Annotated in this window: 18 protein-coding genes; 4 read left to right on the forward strand and 14 right to left on the reverse strand. The window is 69.0% G+C overall.

What is annotated here, in order from left to right:
• Positions 1 to 13: 13 nt before the first annotated feature.
• On the forward strand, positions 14 to 1,333 hold the full coding sequence (locus tag PV646_RS03335) for a TIR domain-containing protein (RefSeq protein ID WP_500339970.1): 1,320 nt from the start codon (positions 14 to 16) through the stop codon (positions 1,331 to 1,333).
• Here the strand turns inward: PV646_RS03335 and PV646_RS03340 are convergent, their stop codons facing one another.
• From PV646_RS03340 to PV646_RS03355, 4 genes are read right to left on the reverse strand one after another with little or no spacing between them, the layout of a single operon-like run.
• A complete protein-coding gene (locus PV646_RS03340) occupies positions 1,334 to 3,940 on the reverse strand; it encodes an ATP-binding cassette domain-containing protein (RefSeq protein ID WP_500339971.1) in 2,607 nt (868 codons plus the stop codon).
• Positions 3,940 to 5,112 carry an OmpA family protein gene (locus tag PV646_RS03345; protein WP_500339972.1) on the reverse strand — a complete coding sequence of 391 codons (1,173 nt, stop codon included), beginning with the start codon at positions 5,110 to 5,112 and terminating at the stop codon, positions 3,940 to 3,942. Before PV646_RS03345 ends, PV646_RS03340 begins: the two co-directional genes overlap by 1 nt.
• Positions 5,109 to 6,206 carry a hypothetical protein gene (locus tag PV646_RS03350; protein WP_500339973.1) on the reverse strand — a complete coding sequence of 366 codons (1,098 nt, stop codon included), beginning with the start codon at positions 6,204 to 6,206 and terminating at the stop codon, positions 5,109 to 5,111. Before PV646_RS03350 ends, PV646_RS03345 begins: the two co-directional genes overlap by 4 nt.
• Complete coding sequence (locus PV646_RS03355) at positions 6,203 to 6,853, reverse strand: hypothetical protein (protein ID WP_500339974.1); 651 nt, start codon at positions 6,851 to 6,853, stop codon at positions 6,203 to 6,205. Before PV646_RS03355 ends, PV646_RS03350 begins: the two co-directional genes overlap by 4 nt.
• A gap of 249 nt (positions 6,854 to 7,102) precedes the next feature.
• On the opposite strand from PV646_RS03355, the gene PV646_RS03360 reads away from it, so the two are divergent.
• Positions 7,103 to 7,999: a hypothetical protein gene (locus PV646_RS03360; protein WP_500339975.1), complete on the forward strand. Its 897-nt coding sequence runs from the start codon at positions 7,103 to 7,105 to the stop codon at positions 7,997 to 7,999.
• 81 nt (positions 8,000 to 8,080) lie between these two features.
• Here PV646_RS03360 and mutM read toward each other — a convergent pair whose 3' ends face one another.
• From mutM to PV646_RS03390, 6 genes are all read right to left on the reverse strand, one after another.
• On the reverse strand, positions 8,081 to 8,938 hold the full coding sequence (gene mutM / locus PV646_RS03365; protein WP_500339977.1) for a bifunctional DNA-formamidopyrimidine glycosylase/DNA-(apurinic or apyrimidinic site) lyase: 858 nt from the start codon (positions 8,936 to 8,938) through the stop codon (positions 8,081 to 8,083).
• Position 8,939: 1 nt separating this feature from the next.
• On the reverse strand, positions 8,940 to 9,140 hold the full coding sequence (locus PV646_RS03370; RefSeq protein ID WP_030467960.1) for a hypothetical protein: 201 nt from the start codon (positions 9,138 to 9,140) through the stop codon (positions 8,940 to 8,942).
• A gap of 8 nt (positions 9,141 to 9,148) precedes the next feature.
• Complete coding sequence (gene rnc / locus PV646_RS03375) at positions 9,149 to 9,952, reverse strand: ribonuclease III (RefSeq protein WP_189153834.1); 804 nt, start codon at positions 9,950 to 9,952, stop codon at positions 9,149 to 9,151.
• A 16-nt stretch (positions 9,953 to 9,968) separates the two neighbouring features.
• Entirely contained in the window at positions 9,969 to 10,151 is a 183-nt protein-coding gene (gene rpmF, locus PV646_RS03380) for a 50S ribosomal protein L32 (RefSeq protein WP_030467958.1), read from the reverse strand.
• Between the two features lie 2 nt (positions 10,152 to 10,153).
• Positions 10,154 to 10,609, reverse strand: a complete 456-nt coding sequence (locus tag PV646_RS03385) for a YceD family protein (protein ID WP_500339978.1) — start codon at positions 10,607 to 10,609, stop codon at positions 10,154 to 10,156.
• A 275-nt stretch (positions 10,610 to 10,884) separates the two neighbouring features.
• Positions 10,885 to 11,601: a hypothetical protein gene (locus PV646_RS03390; RefSeq protein ID WP_500339979.1), complete on the reverse strand. Its 717-nt coding sequence runs from the start codon at positions 11,599 to 11,601 to the stop codon at positions 10,885 to 10,887.
• A 168-nt stretch (positions 11,602 to 11,769) separates the two neighbouring features.
• Here PV646_RS03390 and PV646_RS03395 point away from each other — a divergent pair, with 168 nt between their 5' ends.
• Positions 11,770 to 12,162, forward strand: a complete 393-nt coding sequence (locus PV646_RS03395; RefSeq protein ID WP_500342254.1) for a GNAT family N-acetyltransferase — start codon at positions 11,770 to 11,772, stop codon at positions 12,160 to 12,162.
• Here PV646_RS03395 and coaD read toward each other — a convergent pair.
• The 4 genes from coaD to PV646_RS03415 all read right to left on the reverse strand — a co-directional run bounded on the left by coaD (position 12,159) and on the right by PV646_RS03415 (position 18,703).
• Positions 12,159 to 12,641: a pantetheine-phosphate adenylyltransferase gene (gene coaD / locus PV646_RS03400; RefSeq protein ID WP_086660746.1), complete on the reverse strand. Its 483-nt coding sequence runs from the start codon at positions 12,639 to 12,641 to the stop codon at positions 12,159 to 12,161. The two genes, PV646_RS03395 and coaD, sit on opposite strands and share 4 nt — an antisense overlap.
• Before the next feature lie 52 nt (positions 12,642 to 12,693).
• Positions 12,694 to 13,248: a 16S rRNA (guanine(966)-N(2))-methyltransferase RsmD gene (rsmD, locus tag PV646_RS03405; protein WP_500342256.1), complete on the reverse strand. Its 555-nt coding sequence runs from the start codon at positions 13,246 to 13,248 to the stop codon at positions 12,694 to 12,696.
• An 878-nt stretch (positions 13,249 to 14,126) separates the two neighbouring features.
• Entirely contained in the window at positions 14,127 to 15,200 is a 1,074-nt protein-coding gene (locus PV646_RS03410) for an MBL fold metallo-hydrolase (RefSeq protein WP_500339980.1), read from the reverse strand.
• Between the two features lie 125 nt (positions 15,201 to 15,325).
• Entirely contained in the window at positions 15,326 to 18,703 is a 3,378-nt protein-coding gene (locus PV646_RS03415) for a pyruvate carboxylase (RefSeq protein ID WP_500339981.1), read from the reverse strand.
• Positions 18,704 to 19,021: 318 nt separating this feature from the next.
• Here PV646_RS03415 and PV646_RS03420 point away from each other — a divergent pair, with 318 nt between their 5' ends.
• Positions 19,022 to 20,302 (forward strand): coiled-coil domain-containing protein, encoded by a 1,281-nt coding sequence (locus PV646_RS03420; protein ID WP_500339982.1) that lies wholly within the window; start codon positions 19,022 to 19,024, stop codon positions 20,300 to 20,302.
• Position 20,303: the final 1 nt, after the last annotated feature.

Here is a 20,303-nt window from a genome sequence, read left to right on the forward strand (position 1 = left end):
GCGCTCATGTGTCATGTCGCGCACCGCGGAGATCCCGGTACGGTCGCTCGACATGGGCGGCACCTTCCTCAACTACCGGCGGCACGACGAGCGCATCGCCTTCGTCCGAACGCTCTACGCGCTGCTCGTCGCCGAGTTCGGGAGCGGCACCGTGTTCCTCGACTCCGCCACGATCGGGCACGGCCGCCGCTACCCCAACCAGTTGCGCCGCCACCTCGACCGGTCCGACGTGGTCGTCGTCGTGGTGCACGACGGCTGGGCGAAGGAGCTCAGGACCGACGGCGCGGACTGGGTGCACAACGAGATCAGGTGGGCGCTCGCCGCGGGAAAGACGATCATCCCGTTGCTGCTGGACGGCGCGAAGATGCCCAGGGCGCACGAACTCCCGCGCACCATCCGGGAGTTCGCCAACTTCCAGGCCCACCGCACGATCGACGACCCCGAGCACGTCCGGCTGTGCGAGAAGATCGCCGGCGAACCGCGTCGCCGTGCCGCCGTCGGGCAGACACCGGCGCGTCCGTGGGCGGGACCGCTCGCCGCCCTGCTCGGCCTCGCCGCGTTCGCCACGCCGGTGCTGACGCTGTCGGCGAGCACCAGGGAGGCCGCCGCACAGATCTCCTTCGCCGCCACCGCACTCCTGGTCGTGGTGCTGTTCTCGGTCGGCGTGGTCTCGCTGGGCCGCAAGCAGATCAACTCCGCGGAACGGCTCGCGCAGGACCTCGACCCGACGACGTACAACCTGCTGGTGGCCGCGCCGGGAGGCATCCTGCTCACCGGGTTCACCGTGGCGATCGTCTTCAGCTCGCCGGTCGAACCGCAGCTGCGCCCGCTGCTCGTCCTCATCGCCGGCGGCGGGGCGATGTACGCGATCTTCCTCGTGCTGGAGCAGTACAAGACCGAGAAGTTCCGCGAGAACCACTGGCCCGTGCGACTGAAGGAACCGGTGAAGCCCGCCCCGGTGCGCCGCGAGCTCGAACGCCTGTTGCGCAGGCAGGTGGCCGGTGCCGACCCGGAACGGATCAGCTGGCACATCACCCATCTCGAGAACGCCGCCGACGTGCTCTCCCGGGACGCGAGCAGGGGCCGGTGGACCTGGCTCACCGCGGACCACGCGCTCCCCCTGCTGCTGGCCACGGCCTGGGCCGCGGCGGCGGTCGGACTGATGACGTCGGCCGCGCTGCCCGCGATGCGCCTGTGGGTGCCCGCGATCGTGCTCGCCGCCATCGTCGTGACCGTCGGACTCACCGTCGAGGCCGCGTACCGGCGGCAGGTGTGGGTGCGCCGGCACGTCGCCGACGAGGTCCACGCCCAGATCCAGCGCATCCAAGACTGATCACCGCAACCTTCGGTTGAGCACGACCACCGCGAGCCAGGTGAAGAGCACGGTCAGAGCGGCGAGACAGCCCAGGTCGAACAGCAACCCGCTCTTCGTGTGCTGCCACAGGTCGTCCTTCGGCGCGAGTGGCGAGATCGCGGTCAGGTCCACGGTGGACGCTGTGGCGGCGAGTCCCCACCTGGCCGGCAGGACCTTGGCCGCCTGCGCGGCGAAGCCGCCGTCCGCGAGGCTCGTGGTGACGCCGTTGAGCGCGACCTGCGCCACGACGACCAGCGAGGTGACGGTCACCGCGATCTTCAGGTCCTTGCAGCACGCGGAGATGAGCAGCCCCAGCGACATCGCGGCCACACACGTCGCCATGAGCCCGCACATCAGCTCCACAGCAGAAGGCATCGCCGTGACGGCGTGTTCGGGCGAGTTCCGCCACCACACGAACACCCAGGCGGCGATCGCACCCTGGGCCAGGGCGATGACCGCGAACACCAGCCACTTCGACAGCACCACGGCGGCGGTGACCGTGCCGGTGCGGTGCTCCCGGACGATCACGCGGTGCTCCTCGACCAGGTTGCTGTAGCTCAGCGCCTGACCGGTCAGCACGCACAGCGTGACCAGGATGCTCAACGCGGCCATCGACGCCTCCGCCGCCGGACCGGCGCGCAGCACGTCGTCCTTCGACACACCGGCCGCGATCACCGCGGCGATGGCCGCGATGACGAACGGCATCACACCCGCCACCCCGGAGAACGTCAGCACGACCTGCCGCGCCACCAGGATCGGCAGCTGGTGCAGGAACGCCCGGACCTTGCCCCGCTCCTTCTCCGGCGTTGGTTCGTCACGCGACGCCTTGGCCTCCCGCACCGCCTGCGCGGCCCGCGCGACCACCGCGCTCCCCCGGTAGTCCGCGATCAGCCGGTCGACCCGCTCCTTGTCCTCCTTGCCCTCCAACAACTTCATCAGGTCCGCGTAGGTGTCCACCTCCAACGTGCGCAGCACACCGTCCGGCGGTCCGCAGTACACCGGACTTCCCCCCGGCGCGAGGATCAGCACCTGGTCGGCGAGGTGCAGGTGCTCGGTCGCGTGCGTCACCAACGCGACCGTGCAGCCGCGGTTCGCGCACTCCGACAGCATCACCATGACGTCGCGGTCCATGCCCGGATCGAGCCCGGAGGTCGGTTCGTCGAGCATCAGCAACCGCGGGTTGCTCAGCATCTCCAGCGCGACGGACACACGTTTGCGCTGTCCGCCGGAGAGCTTGTTCACCGGTTTGCCGATGTGTTTGGTCAGCTGCAACTGATCGCACACGTCGCTCACCACGTCATCGCCCGAAGCGCGGTCGGACGGCCGGCGCAGCCGGTCGGCGAAGTGCAGCAGCGACTCCACGGTCAACGCCCGGTGCATGTCGTCGTCCTGCGGCACGAACCCGAGCCTGCTGCGCAACTGCTCGCGGTGCGTCCGGACGTCGAGCCCCTCGAAGAACAGGTCGCCTCCGGTGTCGAGTTCGCCGAGCAACGCGGAGAAGAGCGAACTCTTGCCTGCTCCCGACGGGCCCAGCACCGCGAGAACCGTGCGTTCGCGCTGCACCAGCGACATCGCGGTGAGTCTCGGCCTGCTGTTGGGATCGTGGACCGCGGACAGGTTGTGCACGACCAGGTCGCACTCACCGAGCGGCGTGACGATCAGTTCCCGCTCGTCCTTGCTGATCTGGAACCGGTGGTCGGCGATGTCGAAGACGGACAACGCGACGAGCACGGTGCGCCGGACCCGCTTGCCGCCCTGGAACGTGCCGTCGGAGTGACCGAGGTCCCGCAGCTCCCACCGGTCGCCCTTGCGCTCGACGACGGCGTGCTTCTCGGCGACCTGGTAGCCGTCGATGCGGACCTCGCAGTCCTCGTGACGGCCGATGACCGTCCGCGGCTGCAAGGGAAAACGCCGGACGTCCGGGCCCTGCGGTTCCGGGGTGGGCTGGGGCGGTGCGGGATCCGGCGACTCCGGGCGCACCCGTTCCGGGTCGAGCCACTCGGGCAGGCCGGGATCGAGCCTGTCGATCCCCGACAGCGCCGCGGAGCCCCGTGGATGCGCCCGCACCAGCGCGCGCAGGTACACCGCGATCTGCCGGTGGGTGAGCCGGTGGATCCGCCGGCACCGCGCCGCCGCGACGGTCAGGTGCCGCTCGACCCGGTCCTCGACCGCGGCGATCTCCGCGTCCAGCCGGTCGAGGTCGGCCTGGGCGGACCGCACGGCGAGGTCGGCCTCCGCGACCGACTTCAGGTGCTCCCGGCCACGCCGCATCCTGACCACCGCGAGGCCCCGGCGTTCCTCACCGGGCCGCCGCGCCGTCAGCGCCTCCTCGGACGGCAGCACCTCGGCGCGGGTGAGCCCGGACTCGGCCCGCGCCAGCCGTTCGACGACGTGCACGCGGAACGTGCGCAGCCGCACCAGCTCCTCACGATCCACTGTGGACAGCGCCTCGTGCTCGACGCGTTCCTTCTCGAACGCCTCGTGCGCACCGCGGATCAGCACCTCCCGGTGCGGGGTCGACCGCGCACCGGGGGTCGGGATGCCGAGCCTGCCGTCGCGCGTGCCGTGCCACCAGGCGCCGAACATCACTGCTCGAGGCAGGTCAAGGTCGCGACGACCTTGCGGTTCTGCGCGGCGGGGCCGGGCAGCAGCACGTCACCGGGGCCGAGGTCGGTCACGTGGCCCGGCCAGTCCGTGCCGACTCCCCTGGTCGTGATCGTGTCGGCGGGAATGCCCAGCTCCACCAGCACCGACTTCACCGCGGCCGCGCGCTGACCGGACAGTTCCACCCGGCCCGCGGGTGGGCCGACGCTCGCCGTGGTGCCCATGAGGTCGGCCCTCTGCTTCTTGGCGCGCATGGTGTCCGCGAGCCGCTGCAACGTGGTGCGCGCCCCGGCCGGGTCGCGGAACTCGGCGCTGTCCGGCTTGAACGAGATGTTGTCGGCCTCGCCGAGCTCGACCGTGCCGCACGTCTTCGGTTCCACGGGCTTCGGTGGCTGCACGACCGAGACGGTGGGCGACTCGACGGCGGCGGCCGCGGTCGACCCGTGCAGCACCTTCGCCGCGCAACCGCCCGAGGCCTCGACGACGGACTTCCAGACGTCGAACACGTTGTTCTGCCAGCGCGGGTCCAGTTCCGGCTGCGGCGGCGCGGTCAGGCCGAGCCCGACCAGCACCACGGACCGGCCCGACAGGTCGGGCAGCTGCTTCTCCTTCGAGAGGAACGTGGCGACCTCGGCGGGATCCGCCGTCAGGACGTCGTCCTCACCGAACCGCAGCGGCGCCACCGTCTGCAGGCCCGAATCCATCACCACGATCGTGCCGCCCGGCCCGACCTTCTGCGAGGCGATCGTCAACGCCCGCAGCACGTTCGCCTCCGGGGCCTGCGCGCGGATCTTGTCCCGGAACGCCACGGTCATCCGGTTCAGGTACTGCTGGACCTCCGCTGCGTCGGTGTCGGGGTTCTCCGCCGCGGCCGGCGGGTTCTCGGTGAAGACGTACTCCGGCTTGCCGTCGAGCCGCACGAGCGTGATCGGCTGGTGCGCCCGTGCCACGCCGGTCATCAGGTTGTTCACCGCCTCGGGCACCTCGGGCTTCGGCACGTTCGCCCGCGCGCCGACGACGAACGCCATCGGCTGGTCGTGGGACACCGTGCAGGGGACGAAGTTCGGGCTGGGGATGGCGGTCTCGGCGTCGCACGCGGCCAGTGACGGCACGAGCAGCGCGGCGGCGAGGGTGGCGAGCAGGCGGCGGTTCATGCGTGCCTTCCGGAGGATCCGTTGGTGGAGTAGTCGTAGGGCCGTCGGTCCTGGGCGAGGATCGCGTCGGTGACCGACGGGTCACGGGCTTTTCCCGCCAGCAGCACCCGCGTGTACTGCTTGAGCTCCTCGGCGAACGCGAGCCGACGGGCCCGCTGCGAGGCGAGGACCTTCGCGGCCGCGTCCCTCGCGCTGATCTGGGCCTGCCACGTCGTGCGCGCGGCGCCGTGCTGGAGCTCGGTCGCACGGACCTTCTTGCCCGCCTTGCGGTTCGCGACGATCGCGGCGAGGAACGCGCTGCGGCCCGGGTGATGGGTGAGGTAGGCGCCGAGGCCCGCCGCGAGGCCGCTTCCCAGGTACAGCGCGAGGAAGAGCGCCGCTCCGGCGAACGCGAACTGCGAGTTCTCCTGGCTCGCGGCGGGCGTCACGGCGTCGAGCGAGATCTGGACCTTCGCGGTGGCCGGGGGTGGTGCGATCAGCCGCACCCACGCGGCCAGCAGTCCCATCGCGGCCCAGACGACCAGGCAGGCGGCCGCCGACTTCCACCTCCCGTCCCTGATCCGCACGCCGGCGAGGTGCGCCAGGTAGATCACCAACGCGGTGAAGCCGACGACGAGCATCACCGTCACCGACTGACGTTGCCGGCCGAGGAGGTTCACGACCTGGATGAACGCGGCGACGTCGGCCGCCGTCGCGCAGACCAGGGCGATCAGGTGGAGGTAGAGCGACCGGGGACGGCCGCCGAGCAGCGGCTTGTCACCGTCGAGCGCGCTGACCGCGGCGGCCCGCGCCTCGTCGGTCTCGTCGAGTCGCTTGGTGTCCTGCTGCTTCGCCACGTCCAGCTCGTTCAGCCGGGTGTTCGCCGTGCCGAGCGGTGCCTCCGCGCGGGCCAGGTAGAGCGCGTGCTCGGCCTCGACGTCGGCCACCCACTTGTCCGCCCACGCGTTGATCAGATTGTCGAGCGGGTGCCCGACGGCCTCGTCGACCGAGTGCCGCAGGGCCTCGGCGTGCCGCTCGATCTCGGCGCGCGCGGCCGCCTCGTCCACCGAGGACGGCGTGAACATCAGCGACTCCGGCTCTTCCTGCTTGCTCACAGGTCCCGTCCTCCCTCGTCGTCCCACGGCAGATCGGGTTCGCGCGGCGGTGTCTCGCCCGCCTTCTCGGCGTGGTCGCGGTGCGCGCGGGCGAAGTGCTGCCAGTAGCTGGCGATGCGGCGCGAGCCGTGCGCCCGCACCATGTCCGCCCGCAGCTCGACGACCTCCTCCAGTCGTTCGATCTCCCGGTCGATCATCGAGACGAGCTGCACGGCCTCACCGAGGGCGCGTTGCGCCTCGAAGTAGCGCAGCTCCACGTCCCGGCGGCGGGCGAGGTGCGCGGCACGCCGACGGCTCACCGCGAACTCGGGCGGGTGGCGGTGGTCGGCCAGTCGCACCGGTCCGTCGAGGTCCGGTTCCTTGTCCGCCTCGGCGAGCTCCAGCTCCAGCCGAGCCAGCCGGTCGCGCAGCGCCTCGATCGGGCTCGCCGCGATGCTCCTGCGGTCGGTCAGCTCGATCAGGTCACACTCACCGTCGACCCGTTCCCGGCTCACCCGCTCGGTCCTGAGCTCGCGCAGCGCCTGCAACCAGCCCGTCCTGCCCGAAAGTCCGGCACGGCCGTCCCGGCGTCCGTGCCGGCCGTCGAGCAGCCGGTCGTACCAGCGGTAGAGGAGTGGTTTCGCGGGCGGCCGTGTCCAGTCTCGCAAAGTGAACCTCGATGACGTGAAGGAGAATGCGCCCACTCGGGTGTCCACTACGACCATCCAGGTGGTGCATGTCGAGAAATGGTCACTGAACGCGACTGGACATTCCAGTCACATCGTCTGTCAGGTTGGCACGGCAGCTGTCATGTTTCTGCCCCGTTTCGATCGTCGAAATGGAGGAGAATGCAGGTCGTGGACGATCTGGCGGCACTAGTGGCCGCAAACCTGCAGCGCCTTCGAAAGAACCTCGGTATGCGAAATCGTGACCTGGACACACGGCTCGATCCCGAGTTCTGCGAGCTGTTCGGCGCATCCGGCGACGAGGTCGAGGCATTGCGGCGAAAACTCACCGTCTACCTGGAGGAATTGGTCACGCGATTGCCCGCGGAACTCCAGATCGCCGCCCAGCAGGGCCTGAACATCGCGCCGAGCGCCGCGGACGTCAATCTCACCGACCGCATCGACGAGCTCGCGGTGACGCTCGTCTGCGACGCCCGCACCGCGCGCAGGCGGATCGACAAGGCGTTCGCCGCCCTCGCCGAGCACGCCGCGTCCGGGTCGGCCCTGCTGTCGGGAGCGGGCCACGGCGGCAACGGCTGGTACGTCGACTCGTTCGACGTGGTGCTGCGGCTCGACGAGGAGACACCGGTCGCTTACGAACGCAGGCGCATCCTCGTCACGGCCCAGACGCTCGACGAGATCGCCACCTCGATCGACGTGCCGCGGCACCCCGCCCAGGACGAGCGGATCGGGCTGCACACCGACATCTGGTTCGGCGGCCTGCTCGCGGGCCGGCTGCAGGAGTCGACCACGAACTTCCAGACGACGGTCCGATTGCCGAAACGTTTGCGCAAGCACGAGCGACACACGTTGGGACTGATACATCGGATCCCGCCGGGCCAGCGAATGGCACCGCGATACGTTTTCGTGCCGTATCGCAGTTGTCGCCACTTCAGAGTGGTGGTGCGATTCGCCGCGGACCGGCGGCCGAACAGGGTGTGGCGGCACGACGGTGTCCCGCACAGCGTTGTCGCGGACGGAGTTCCCTCGACACAACAACTGGCGCTCGATCTCGCGAATGAGACGAGTGCCGAGTTCGTCAACCTCATCGCCGGGCTTTCCTACGGAGTGCAGTGGGAATTCTCGTAGCACCTACGCAGGATGGAGGGACGGCACAACCGCGCGGAAGGGGTTTCCCGTTTCCTCTTCACGCGGAGAAACGAGGAACAGTCAGTTTCGCGGGCGCGGCTGGCACCGCGGGCAGGAATACGACGAACGGTTCATGAACGGTTCGCGGACGATCGCGGCGCCGCACCGTTTGCACGGCCGGTTCTCCTGGCCGTACGCGCTGAGTGACCGGTCGAAGTACCCGGACTGCCCGTTGATGTTGACGTAGAGGGCGTCGAACGACGTGCCGCCCTGCCCGAGCGCCTCACGCATCACGTCCGTGGCGTGGTCCAGCAGCTCGGCGGCCTTGACCTTGGTCAGCTTGTCCGTCATGCGGGTGCCGTGCAGCTTCGCGCGCCACAGGGCCTCGTCGGCGTAGATGTTGCCGATGCCGGACACGAGGGTCTGGTCCAGGAGCGCGCGCTTGATCTCGGTGTGACGCAGGCGCAACGCGCGCACGGCAGCATCAGGGGAGAACAAGGGGTCCATGGGGTCGCGCGCGATGTGGGCGACCGAATCGGGCACCAGCGTGCCGTCGACCTCGACCAGCTCGGCGAGCGCGAGGCCGCCGAAGGTGCGTTGGTCCACGAAACGGAGCTCTGGTCCGCCGTCGTCGAACCGGAAGCGGACGCGCAGATGCTTCTCGTCGGGGGCCGACGAGGGCTGGATGAGCATCTGGCCGCTCATGCCCAGGTGCGCGAGCATGGCGGCTTTGTCGGCCAGTTCCACCCAGAGGTACTTGCCGCGGCGCCTGGCGGCGGCCATGGGCTGGCCTGCCAGGCGCGCGCAGAAGTCCAAGGAACCCAGGTCGTGCCGGCGGATGGCTCGTGGGTGCAGCACCTCTACCGAGGAGATGACCCGGCCGGCGACGTGGGCTTCAAGGCCGAGGCGTACTACCTCGACCTCTGGGAGTTCGGGCACGTCAGGCTTCGGACTTGCCCTCGTCGACGGGCTGAGCCTCGATCACGGCGGCCTGCGGCTTGGTGGGCTTGAGCACCCACACACCCGCGCGGCTCGTGTCCCTGACCAGCACAAGTCCCTGGATGCCTCCGCTGCGGGAGGTGTTCACCGGCCCGCGGACGGTGCGGGTGCGGCGGTTCGTGCGGTTCCTGGTCGCATACATTGCGTGTCTCAGTCTTCCTCGGTTGGGGCGGTCCCTGGCGTCACCGAGGCGCCATTCTGTCCGTTTGCGGATCGGACCGACTCCTGCTCGGCCTTGACCCGTTCCGACAGAACATGATAAGCCGCTTCGGCGGCTTTCTGCTCGGCTTCCTTCTTGGTGCGCCCATCACCCTTGCCGTAAGGCTGGCCACCGACGAGCACCGTTGCGGTGAACTCCTTGCGGTGGTCCGGCCCCTGGTCGTCCACGCGGTACTCCGGGACGCCGAGGCTGGCTTGAGCGGTGAGCTCCTGCAGGCTTGTCTTCCAGTCCAGTCCAGCACCCAAAAGCGGAGCTTTGGCCAAGAGCGGATCGAACAGCCGATGAACGAACGTTCGTGCGGTATCGATACCGAACTGCAGGTACACCGCACCGATGACGGCCTCGAGACCGTCAGCGAGAATGCTCGCCTTGTCCCTGCCGCCGGTCAGCTCTTCGCCACGACCGAGCAACAGGTGTGCACCGAGCCCGCCCTCACTCAGGTTGCGCGCGACGCCGGCCAGCGCGTGCATGTTGACCACGCTGGCACGGAGCTTCGCGAGCTGACCTTCGGGAAGGTCGGGATGGGTGCGGTAGAGGTGGTCGGTGACGACCAGCCCGAGCACCGCGTCTCCCAGGAACTCGAGACGCTCGTTCGGCGGCAAGCCGCCGTTCTCGTACGCGTAAGACCTGTGGGTGAGCGACAGCACGAGCAGCTCGGCGTCCAGGTGGACGCCGAGCGCTTCGAGCAGGTCCGCGCGGTCCGCTTGCGGTGCGCGCGGCGGCTTTCCCCCCACTACGTCGCCGAGGAGATCAGGCCGGCTGAGCGACCTGGCGGCCAGCGTACTGACCACAGGCCGGGCAGGCGACGTGCTGCGGCTTCGGCTGGCGGCAAGCCTTGTTGGAGCACGCCACCAGGTGCACGGCAGACGTCTTCCACTGGGAACGGCGCGCACGGGTGTTCGAACGCGACATTTTCCGCTTCGGGACGGCCACGACTACTTCTCCTCGTTGTTGTCATCGCTGAACCGCTCTTGCAACGCGGCCCACCGAGGGTCAATCGTCTCATGCCCGTGGTCGGGCCCGAGCTCCGCCCACCTGCCACCACACTCGGAGCAAAGCCCCTTGCAGTCCGGCTCGCAAAGCGGCGCCTGCGGCAGCGCGAGAACGATGGCGTCCCGCACCACAGGCTCGAGGTCGATCAGATCGTTGACGATCCGGCTGACCTCGTGTTCATCAGTGGTCTCGTCCGTGGTGCTGTCCGGCCACGCGTAGAGCTCCGTGACGCGGACTTCAACCTCATCGGTGAGCGACTCGAGACACCTCGAGCACTCCCCTTCGACCTTCGCGGACGCTGTCCCCGACACGAGCAGACCCTCGACGACCGATTCGACCAGGAGGTCGAGTTCGACCTCTCCGCCCTCGGGCACCGCTATCACCCCGAGCAGCCCCACGCCTTCGCCGGGGACCGACCTCGTGAAGGGTCGGCTCAGACCGGCTCGACGGCCGATGTCCCTGGTGTCGATGACCCAGGGACCGGATGCTGTGGGACGCGTGGACGCGTGACGATGCTCAGTCATGATTTTCGGGTTTTGCTGACGGGGACCTACCACGTCCAGCCGGTCCAGGGTACGGGACGACGCCCCCGCGCGTGAAATCGGCAGGTGATCGCACCTGTCCGACGTAGCGCGAATCACACGTTCAGTCGTCCCCGGACCGTGCTGGTTCGTCAGGAACCGTAGTCGAACGGTGCCGCGGCGCCCGCGACGGCCGGCCCGCGCAGGTGCGAACGGCCCTTGCCGACCGACCTGAGCGTGTGCGCGAGGAGGTCCTCGAAGTCCGCGAGCTTGCCGTCCACGTACGCGTCGCACTCCGACCGCAGCCGGATGGACTCGCTCTGAGCGGTGTCGAGCAGACGGGCCGCCTCGGCGTGCGCCGCCCGGACGACCTCCTGCTCGTTGACGAGCCTGGCCTGCTCGGCGCGGCCGTCCTCGGTGGCGCGCTCGTAGTTGGCCCGGCCCGCCTGGATCATGCGCTCGGCCTCGGAGTGCGAGCGACCCACCAGGTCGTCGTACTCCTGGCGGCCGGCGGACACGGTCCGTTCGGCCTGGTCCTCCGCCTCGGCGATCATCCGCTCGGCACGGGCGCGCGCGTCGGACAGCATCGCCTCGGCCTCGGCCTGCGCCTCGGCGAGCATGCGGTCCGCGTCGGAACGCGCCTTGGACACGCCGGACTCGGCCTCGTGCTTGGCCTTGCCGACGAGCTCTTCCTTGTGGTCCAGCACGTCCTGCGCGTCGTCGAGCTCCGCGGGGATCGCGTCACGCACGTCGTCGAGCAGTTCGAGCACGTCGCCGCGTGGCACCACGCAGCCCGAGGTCATCGGAACTCCGCGCGCTTCCTCGACGATCGTGACGAGCTCGTCGAGTGCCTCGAACACCCGGTACACGTCTCACTCCCTAACCCCTGTGGCTCCCACCCGCAAGTGTGCCCTGCCGATCTCCCCGGCACCGGGACTTCGGCAGGGCGTGTCAGGATTTCCCCACATCGACCTGGGGGAACCGTGAAGATCACAATCAGGCGGGCCACCGCGGCCGACGTCCACCCGATCGTGACGATGCTGGCGGACGACCCGCTGGGCGCGAAGCGCGAACAGCCGGGCGACCCGGCGTACCTGAAGGCGTTCGAGGTGATCGACGCCGACCCGCACCAGTTCCTGGCCGTGGCCGACGCGGACGGCGAGGTCGTGGGCACGCTGCAGCTGACGTTCACGGCGGGCCTGTCCCGCCTGGGCGCGACCCGCGCGACCGTGGAGGCCGTGCGGGTGCGCTCCGACCAGCGCGGCAACGGCCTCGGCGAACACCTGGTCAGGTGGGCGATCGACGAGGCCCGCGCACGCGGCTGCGGCATGGTGCAGCTGACGACGGACGCGTCACGCGTGGACGCGCACCGGTTCTACGAGCGGCTCGGTTTCGCCGCGTCGCACGTGGGGATGAAGCTGACGCTCTAGCGCGTCTCGGCGAGGCGCTGCTGCAGCCGCTGCTCGATGGTCGCGGGCAGCAGCGTCGAGACGTCGCCACCGTACGTCGCGACCTCCTTGACCAGCGAGGACGCCAGGTAGGAGTACTGCGGGCTGGCCTGCATGAACAGCGTGTCGACACCGGTGAGCTGGTGGTTCATCTGCGCCATCTGCAGCTCGTAGTCGTAGTCGCTGACCGCGCGCAGGCCCTTCACGATGGCCTTGATGTTGTTCTCGCGGCAGTAGTCGACCAACAGCCCGTGCCACGAGTCCACACGCACGTTGTCCCACTGAGCGGTGACCTCGCGCAGCATCTCCTGACGCTCCTCAACGTCGAACAAGGTGCGCTTGTTCTTGTTGATGAGCACGGCGACGACAACCTCTTCGAAGAGGTGCGCGGCTCTCCCGATGATGTCCAGGTGACCGTTGGTTACCGGGTCGTAGGAGCCGGGGTACACGGCACGCGTCATGGGCGGACGTTAGCACCCGATCGGACGCCTCCAGGCGTGTCCGTGGTTCTCGTCACCCATCAGTACGCACCTGGGCCCAGTACACAGCCGTGTCCCCGTAACGCTTGGCACGCAACGATTCCACTTCCTCAGGCCAAGCTGGTTCGCCACTTCGCGAAGCACGTTCCACGATCAAGATGGCCTCGTCCGCAAGCCGCGGCACGATCCCCTTGAGCACCTTGGCGAGCTCGTCGTCCCCCACCGCGTAGGGCGGATCGGCGAACACAAGGTCGAACTTCTCCCCCTCGGCCGCCACGTACGCCTCAGCAGTCCGGTTGACCACCACGGTCCCGGCGAACCCAAGCTCTTTGGCGTTACCTTTGAGCACGTCAGCGGCCCGCTTGTCCGACTCGACGAACGTGGCGTGCCCAGCCCCCCGGCTCAACGCCTCGAACCCCAGCGCCCCCGACCCGGCGTACAGGTCCAGCACCTTGGCCCCGTCAAGATCAACCATGGCCTCGAGGGAACTGAACAACGCCTCCCGCACCCGCTCGGACGTGGGCCGCGTGCCCTTGGGCGGAACCTTGAGCCTGCGACCCCCCGCAGTCCCGGCAACAATTCGTGTCACCCGCTCATCGTCCCAGGTGCATCCTGTCGCCATGACCCGCCACCGAGACTCGGGCGCCTGCCTCTGCACCCTGGCCACCACCCCAGTCCTGGCGAAGTGCCCGTCCTGCGCAGCCCAGGCCGTAATAACGAGCGACCGCCTCATATGCCCAACGTGCGCGCACACCCGCCCTTACAACCGTGTGTGGTGCTGGGACGCCACCAGCTACGTGCCAGACCTCTGGCTGACAACCTCATGCGCAGGCCACACCCTCTGGGCCCTGAACACCGCACACCTGGACCTGCTGGAGTCCTACGTAACAGCAACGCTGCGCGAGGACCCACCCCATTCGTCAATCCGAAGGATGACGATCTTGGCAAAGCTGCCGACATGGCTGAAGTCGGCAAAGCACCGAGACGAGGTCCAACGAGCCATCCGCCGCCTACGCACAAAAGCCACGGCCTGATCCCGCGATGCCGAAGGCGAGCCGTACTTAGCAAGCGGTCCAGGCGGTGGGGTCCCATCACGAGTCGCGCCATAGCTCTTGCTGCATGCCTGAAGGGGTGTCAAGCGGACACGCTTTTCGTCCGCTTGACACCCCTTCAGGCATGTGGCCCGCTCTTGGTGTGACTCGTGATGGGACCCCACCGCCAAAGCAACCAAACTAAGCAACAGGCAGCCGCCCAACGCAACAGGCGTGCCATCTACCCGCTCGTGGCGTGGACCCCCTGATCAGATTGCCGGGGGTCTGGGGGCAGCGCCCCCAGGGGAAGCACGCAGCAGCGACCCGCCACTCGCAAGGTGACCACCCGCAAGGTCGCGGAACGCAAGGTGACCACCCGCCTGGTCGCGGATCGCAAGGCGACCACCCGCAAGGTCGCGGATCGCAAGCTCAACGATCAGGCAAGCGCCTGCCACCACCCGTCAACCTCCCCAGGCGAATCAACATCAACCCGCTCCCCAGGCCGAGGCACAGCCAGCTTCATCCCCCGAGCCTTGACCTCCCGCCACACCCGGTCGATCGGCTCCCCCCAAGGATGCAGCGCAAGGTTGAACGTCGCCCAATGCACAGGGATCAACAACCCACCCCCCAAATCCTCAAAGGCCCGAACCCCGTCCTCAGGCGTCATGTGGATGTCAGGCCAAGCATCCCCATAGGCCCCAACCTGCATCAACACAGCGTCAAAAGGCCCATGAGCAGCCCCGATCGCCTTGTACCCGGCGAAATACCCGGTATCCCCGCTGTAGAACACAGACCGAGTCCCACGAGCAATCACCCAGGACGCCCACAACGTGACGTTCCGCTGCACAGACCGCCCAGAAAAGTGTTGCGCCGCAGTACAAGTGAGCGTGAACCCGTCGACCGAATGCGACTCGTCCCAGTCCAACTCGACGATCCGCGAAGCAGGAACGTCCCACCGAGCCAGATGCGCCCCCAGCCCCAGCGGCACCACGAACACAGCCGAACTCGAAGCGGTCAACGCCTGCACAGTCGCCATGTCGAGGTGGTCGTAGTGGTCGTGCGAGACCACAACCGCACTCACTTCAGGCAAATCAGACAACTGATGCGGAACCGGGTGCAACCGCCGCGGGCCGACGTGAGCGGACGGCGACACGCGGTCGCTCCACACGGGATCCACCAGCACCGAGGCGCCGTCGATCGTGATCAACGCGGAAGCGTGCCCGTACCAGGTGATGTGCACACCTTCGGACACCGGCGCGGCGGGTCCGACCAGCGGCACCGCCACGGAGGGCTTGCGGTCCTCGCCGCCGAAGATGAAGTCGCGCACGGAGAACGACTCACCGTCCGGAACCGTGCGGACTTCCTTGTCGTTGTGGAACTTCCCGTCCCGGAAGCGCGGCGAACGCGACATGTGGACCGGGTCCGGCTTGCCGCCGAGTTGCCGCGGCACGTCCTTCAGCGCCCATGCCACCCCTGCCAGGCCGAGCAGGCCGGCCAACGCCTTCTTCATGATGCGATTCCCTCTCCCTGACCCCGTGACCGGTGCAACGCACGAAATCGTCGTGGAGTTCCAGGCCTCCCGCAGCGCGAAAAGGCCCGGCCTCCGCAGAGACCGGGCCCTCGCGAACCGAAGAACTACTCCAGGACGATCAGCAGGTCGCCGCCTTCGACCTGCTGTGCGCCGCGCAACGCCAGGCGCTGCACGACACCGGCCTTGGGAGCGGTGATCGCGGCCTCCATCTTCATGGCCTCGATCGTCGCGACGGTCTGACCGGCGTCGACGCTGTCGCCTTCGGCCACCACCGCCGTCACCACGCCGGCGAACGGTGCCGCCACGTGGTTCTGGTTGCCGCGGTCGGCCTTCTCAGCGGCCGGGACGTCGGCGTCCACCGAACGGTCGCGGACCTGGATCGGGCGCAGCTGGCCGTTCAGGGTCGCCATCACCGTGCGGATGCCGCGCGCGTCGGCCTCGGAGATCGCCTCCAGGCCGATCAGCAGCCGGACACCCGGCTCCAGGTCGACGGAGTACTCCTCGCCCGGACGCAGGCCGTAGAAGAAGTCCTTGGAGCGCAACACCGACGTGTCGCCGTAGGCGTCGCGGTGCGCGCGGAACTCCTTGGTGGGCGCCGGGAACAGGAGCCTGTTCAGGGTCGCCCGGCGGTCGTCGGCGAGACCCGCCTCGTCCTGCGCGGAGAGCTCCTCCACCGGCTTCGGCGCGGGCCGTCCGGCCAGCGCCTTGCTGCGGAACGGCTCCGGCCAGCCACCGGGCGGGTCGCCCAGTTCGCCGTGCAGGAAGCCGATCACCGACGCCGGGATGTCGAACTTGCCGGGGTCCGCCTCGAAGTCCTTCGGTGCGACGCCCGCGCCCACGAGGTGCAGCGCGAGGTCACCGACGACCTTGGACGACGGCGTCACCTTCACGAGGTGGCCGAGCATGCGGTCGGCGGCCGCGTACATCGACTCGATCTCCTCGAACTTCTCGCCGAGGCCGAGAGCGACGGCCTGGGTGCGCAGGTTCGAGAGCTGACCACCGGGGATCTCGTGGTGGTAGACGCGGCCGGTCGGGCCGGGGATGCCGGACTCGAACGGCGCGTAGATCTTGCGCACCGACTCCCAGTACGGCTCCAGGTCGCAGACGTTCTGGAGGTTCAGGCCCGTCGAGTGCTCGGTGTGGTCGGTCAGCGCCACGATCGACGACAGCGGCGGCTGCGACGTCGTGCCCGCCATCGACGCGGTGGCGCCGTCGATCGCGTCCACGCCCGCCTGGATCGCCGCGAGGTACGTCGCGAGCTGGCCACCCGCCGTGTCGTGCGTGTGGAGGTGGACGGGGACGTCGAACTCCTTGCGCAGCGCGGTGATCAGGCGCGACGCGGCCGGAGCCCGCAGCAGGCCCGCCATGTCCTTGACGCACAGGACGTGCGCGCCGGCACCGACGATCTGCTCGGCCAGCTTGAGGTAGTAGTCGAGCGTGTACAGGCGTTCGTCCGGATTGGACAGATCGCTGGTGTAGCACAGGGCGACTTCCGCGACGGCGGTCCCGGTCTCGCGCACGGCCTCGATCGCCGGGCGCATCTGCTCGACGTCGTTCAGCGCGTCGAAGATCCGGAAGATGTCGATGCCGGTCTTCGTCGCCTCCTCCACGAACGCCTTGGTCACGGCCTCGGGGTACGGCGTGTAGCCGACCGTGTTGCGGCCACGCAGCAGCATCTGCAGGTTGATGTTCGGCACGGCCTCGCGCAGCGCGGCGAGCCGCTCCCACGGGTCCTCCGCGAGGAACCGCAGCGCCACGTCGTAGGTCGCGCCGCCCCAGCACTCCAGCGACAGCAGCTCGGGCGTCATGCGCGCGACGTGCGGCGCGACGGCGAGCAGGTCCTTGGTGCGCACTCGGGTGGCGAGCAGCGACTGGTGCGCGTCGCGGAACGTCGTGTCCGTGACACCGACGGCCTTGCTCTCCCGCATCCAGCGCGCGAAGCCCTCGGGGCCGAGTTCGACCAGCTTCTGCTTGGAACCGGGGGCCGGTTCGGCGTTGAGGTCGGCGACCGGCAGCTTCTCGCGCGGGTCGACCGCGGTCGGACGCGCGCCGTTCGGGTGGTTGACCGTGACGTCCGCGAGGTAGGTCAGCAGGCGAGTGCCGCGGTCGGCCGAGTGGCGCGCCGTCAGCAGATGCGGGCGCTTCTCGATGAACGACGTGGTGACGCGGCCCTCGTAGAAGTCCGGGTCGTCCAGGACCGCCTGGATGAACGGGATGTTCGTGGACACACCGCGGATGCGGAACTCGGCGATCGCACGACGTGCACGGGCGACCGCGAGAGAGAACGTACGGCCGCGGCACGTGAGCTTCACGAGCATCGAGTCGAAGTGCGGGCTGATGGCCATGCCGGAGCCGGCCGTGCCGCCGTCGAGGCGGATGCCGGAACCACCCGGCGAGCGGTAGGCGCTGATCGTGCCGGTGTCCGGGCGGAACCCGTTGGCCGGGTCCTCGGTGGTGATGCGGCACTGCAGGGCCGCGCCGCGCAGCTGGACGGTGTCCTGGGACAGGCCCAGGTCCTCCAGCGTCTCGCCGGACGCGATGCGCATCTGCGACTGCACCAGGTCGACGTCGGTCACCTCTTCCGTGACCGTGTGTTCGACCTGGATGCGCGGGTTCATCTCGATGAAGACGTAGTGGCCTTCGGGGTCGAGCAGGAACTCCACGGTGCCGGCGTTGCGGTAGCCGATGTGCCGTGCGAACTTCACGGCGTCGGCGCAGATGCGGTCGCGCAGCTCGGGGGCGAGGTTCGGCGCGGGCGCGATCTCGATGACCTTCTGGTGGCGCCGCTGCACGGAACAGTCGCGCTCGAAGAGGTGGATCACGTTGCCCTGGCCGTCGGCGAGGATCTGCACCTCGATGTGGCGCGGTTCGACCACGGCCTGCTCGAGGAACACCGTCGGGTCGCCGAACGCCGACTCCGCCTCGCGGGACGCCGCTTCGAGCGACTCACGCAGTGCGGCGGGCTCGTCGACCTTGCGCATGCCACGGCCACCACCACCGGCGACGGCCTTCACGAAGACTGGGAAGCGCATGGTCTTCGACGCTTCGACCAGCTCGTCGATGTCGGACGACGGCGGGCTCGACTCCAGCACCGGCAGGCCGGCCTCGCGGGCGGCGGCGATGGCGCGCGCCTTGTTGCCCGTCAGCTCCAGGACCTCGGCGACGGGGCCGACGAAGGTGAGACCGGCCTCACGGCAGGCCATCGCGAGCTCCGGGTTCTCGGACAGGAATCCGTAACCGGGGTAGATCGCGTCGGCGCCGGCCTTGCGGGCGGCCTTGATGATCTCGTCGACGGAAAGGTAGGCGCGGACGGGATGTCCGGGCTCGCCGATCTCGTACGACTCGTCGGCCTTCAGGCGGTGCAGCGAGTTTCGGTCCTCGTGAGGGAAGACGGCGACCGTTCCAGCGCCCAGTTCGTAGGCGGCTCGGAACGCGCGAATCGCGATCTCGCCGCGGTTGGCGACAAGAACCTTGCGGAACATCCGTGCCCTCCCGGTGTTACTCGGCGGTCATCAGTCGAGGCACGTTACCGTGCGACTCTTGCCAGTTGGGAGGACTGTCTCACGTGATGGGTGTCATCCTGATCGGTCTTGCTCACCCGATTCTCGCGTGATGAGAGGAAAGTGGATACCGACCACCCGGTCAGACTGCGGCCGGTAGTGGGTTTAACCAGATCGAGTGACGATCTTCGCGACTATCTCGGTAGGGTGAGCCATATGGCCGGGGCTGATGGAGCCGGGCAGCCTACTGCCCGCACACCGCATTTCGACGTTGTCCTCCGTGGTTACAACCAGCGACAGGTGAACGAACGAGTCACCCGGTTGGAGTTCGATCTCAAGAACTCGAATCGTGCCCGAGACGCGGCCGGCGCGCAGGTCGGAGAGCTCACCAAGCTCCTCAACGCCATGCGCGCGGACCTCGACAAGGCCAAGGTCCAACTCCAGAACCTGGCCAGCAGCCCGATCAGCGCGTCGAACGTCACCGAGCGCGTCCGCGTGATGATGAGCCTGGCCGAGGAAGAGATCGCGGACATCCGCAAGGACGCCCTCGACAAGGCCGCCGCGACGCGGGGTGAGGCCGAGAAGTGGGCGGCCGGCCAGCGCGAGGCCCACCAGCGCCTGCTCGCCGAGACCGAGGCGCGCCGCAAGCAGCTGGAGCTCAACTACCAGCAGCGCCACGCCGAGCTCGACCAGCAGACCGCCGGCCGCAGGTCCGAACTGGAGGCGGAGCACGCGTCGCTGCAGGCGAAACTCGCCGCCGAGCACGAGGCCCTGGTCGCCGACGTGCGCGCGAACGGTGAGCGGATCGCCGGCGACTTCGAGAAGAAGTCGGCGGACCTGGACGCCCACCGCGTCGAGCTCGACGCGAAGTACAAGGCGTACCACGACCAGCTGGACAAGGAGTACGACGGCCTGAAGGCGACGCTGACCGCCGAGCACCAGAAGGTGCTGGCGGACGCGAAGTCCGAGGCCGAGCAGATCGTCGCCGACGCGGAGGCCAAGCGGGCCGCAGCGCTGCAGAAGCTCACCGGTGAGCTCGAGGCCAAGCAGGCGGAGGCGGAGAAGGTCCTGTCCGACCTCGAGACCGAGACGCTGGCTCGCGCCGAGAAGACCACCTCCGACGCGTCCGCGCAGGCTGCCGCCCTGGTCAGCGCGGCAGAGGAGAAGGCGGCGACGACGCTGCGGGTGTCCGAGGACAAGGCCGCGGCCACCATCGCCGAGGCCGACCAGCGGGCCACGACCACCGTGCGCGACGCCGACGAGAAGGCCGTCAAGCTCGTCCGCGACGCGGAGGCACGCACGTCGGCGCTGGTGCGCGAGGCCGAGGAGAAGTCGGCCGCGTCCGTCGCCGCGTCGGACCAGCGCGCGGCCGCCGCGTCCGAGAAGGAGGCGTCGCTGCGTTCGGCGCACGACAACCTCGCGACGCAGTTCCACGCCGCGCAGGCAGCCGTGGACGCGGCGATGTCGGTGCTCAAGCCGCTGGAGGGGGACGGGCCAGCCGACGACGAACCCGCCTCGTCTGGTGGGTCTGCCGTGGAGCAGAAGACCGAGCAGCTGCCGAAGCCGCGGCAGAAGGACTGAG

It is taken from the genome of Streptomyces sp. ID05-26A (assembly GCF_033794685.1).
In the GTDB taxonomy this organism is placed as follows: domain Bacteria; phylum Actinomycetota; class Actinomycetes; order Mycobacteriales; family Pseudonocardiaceae; genus Lentzea.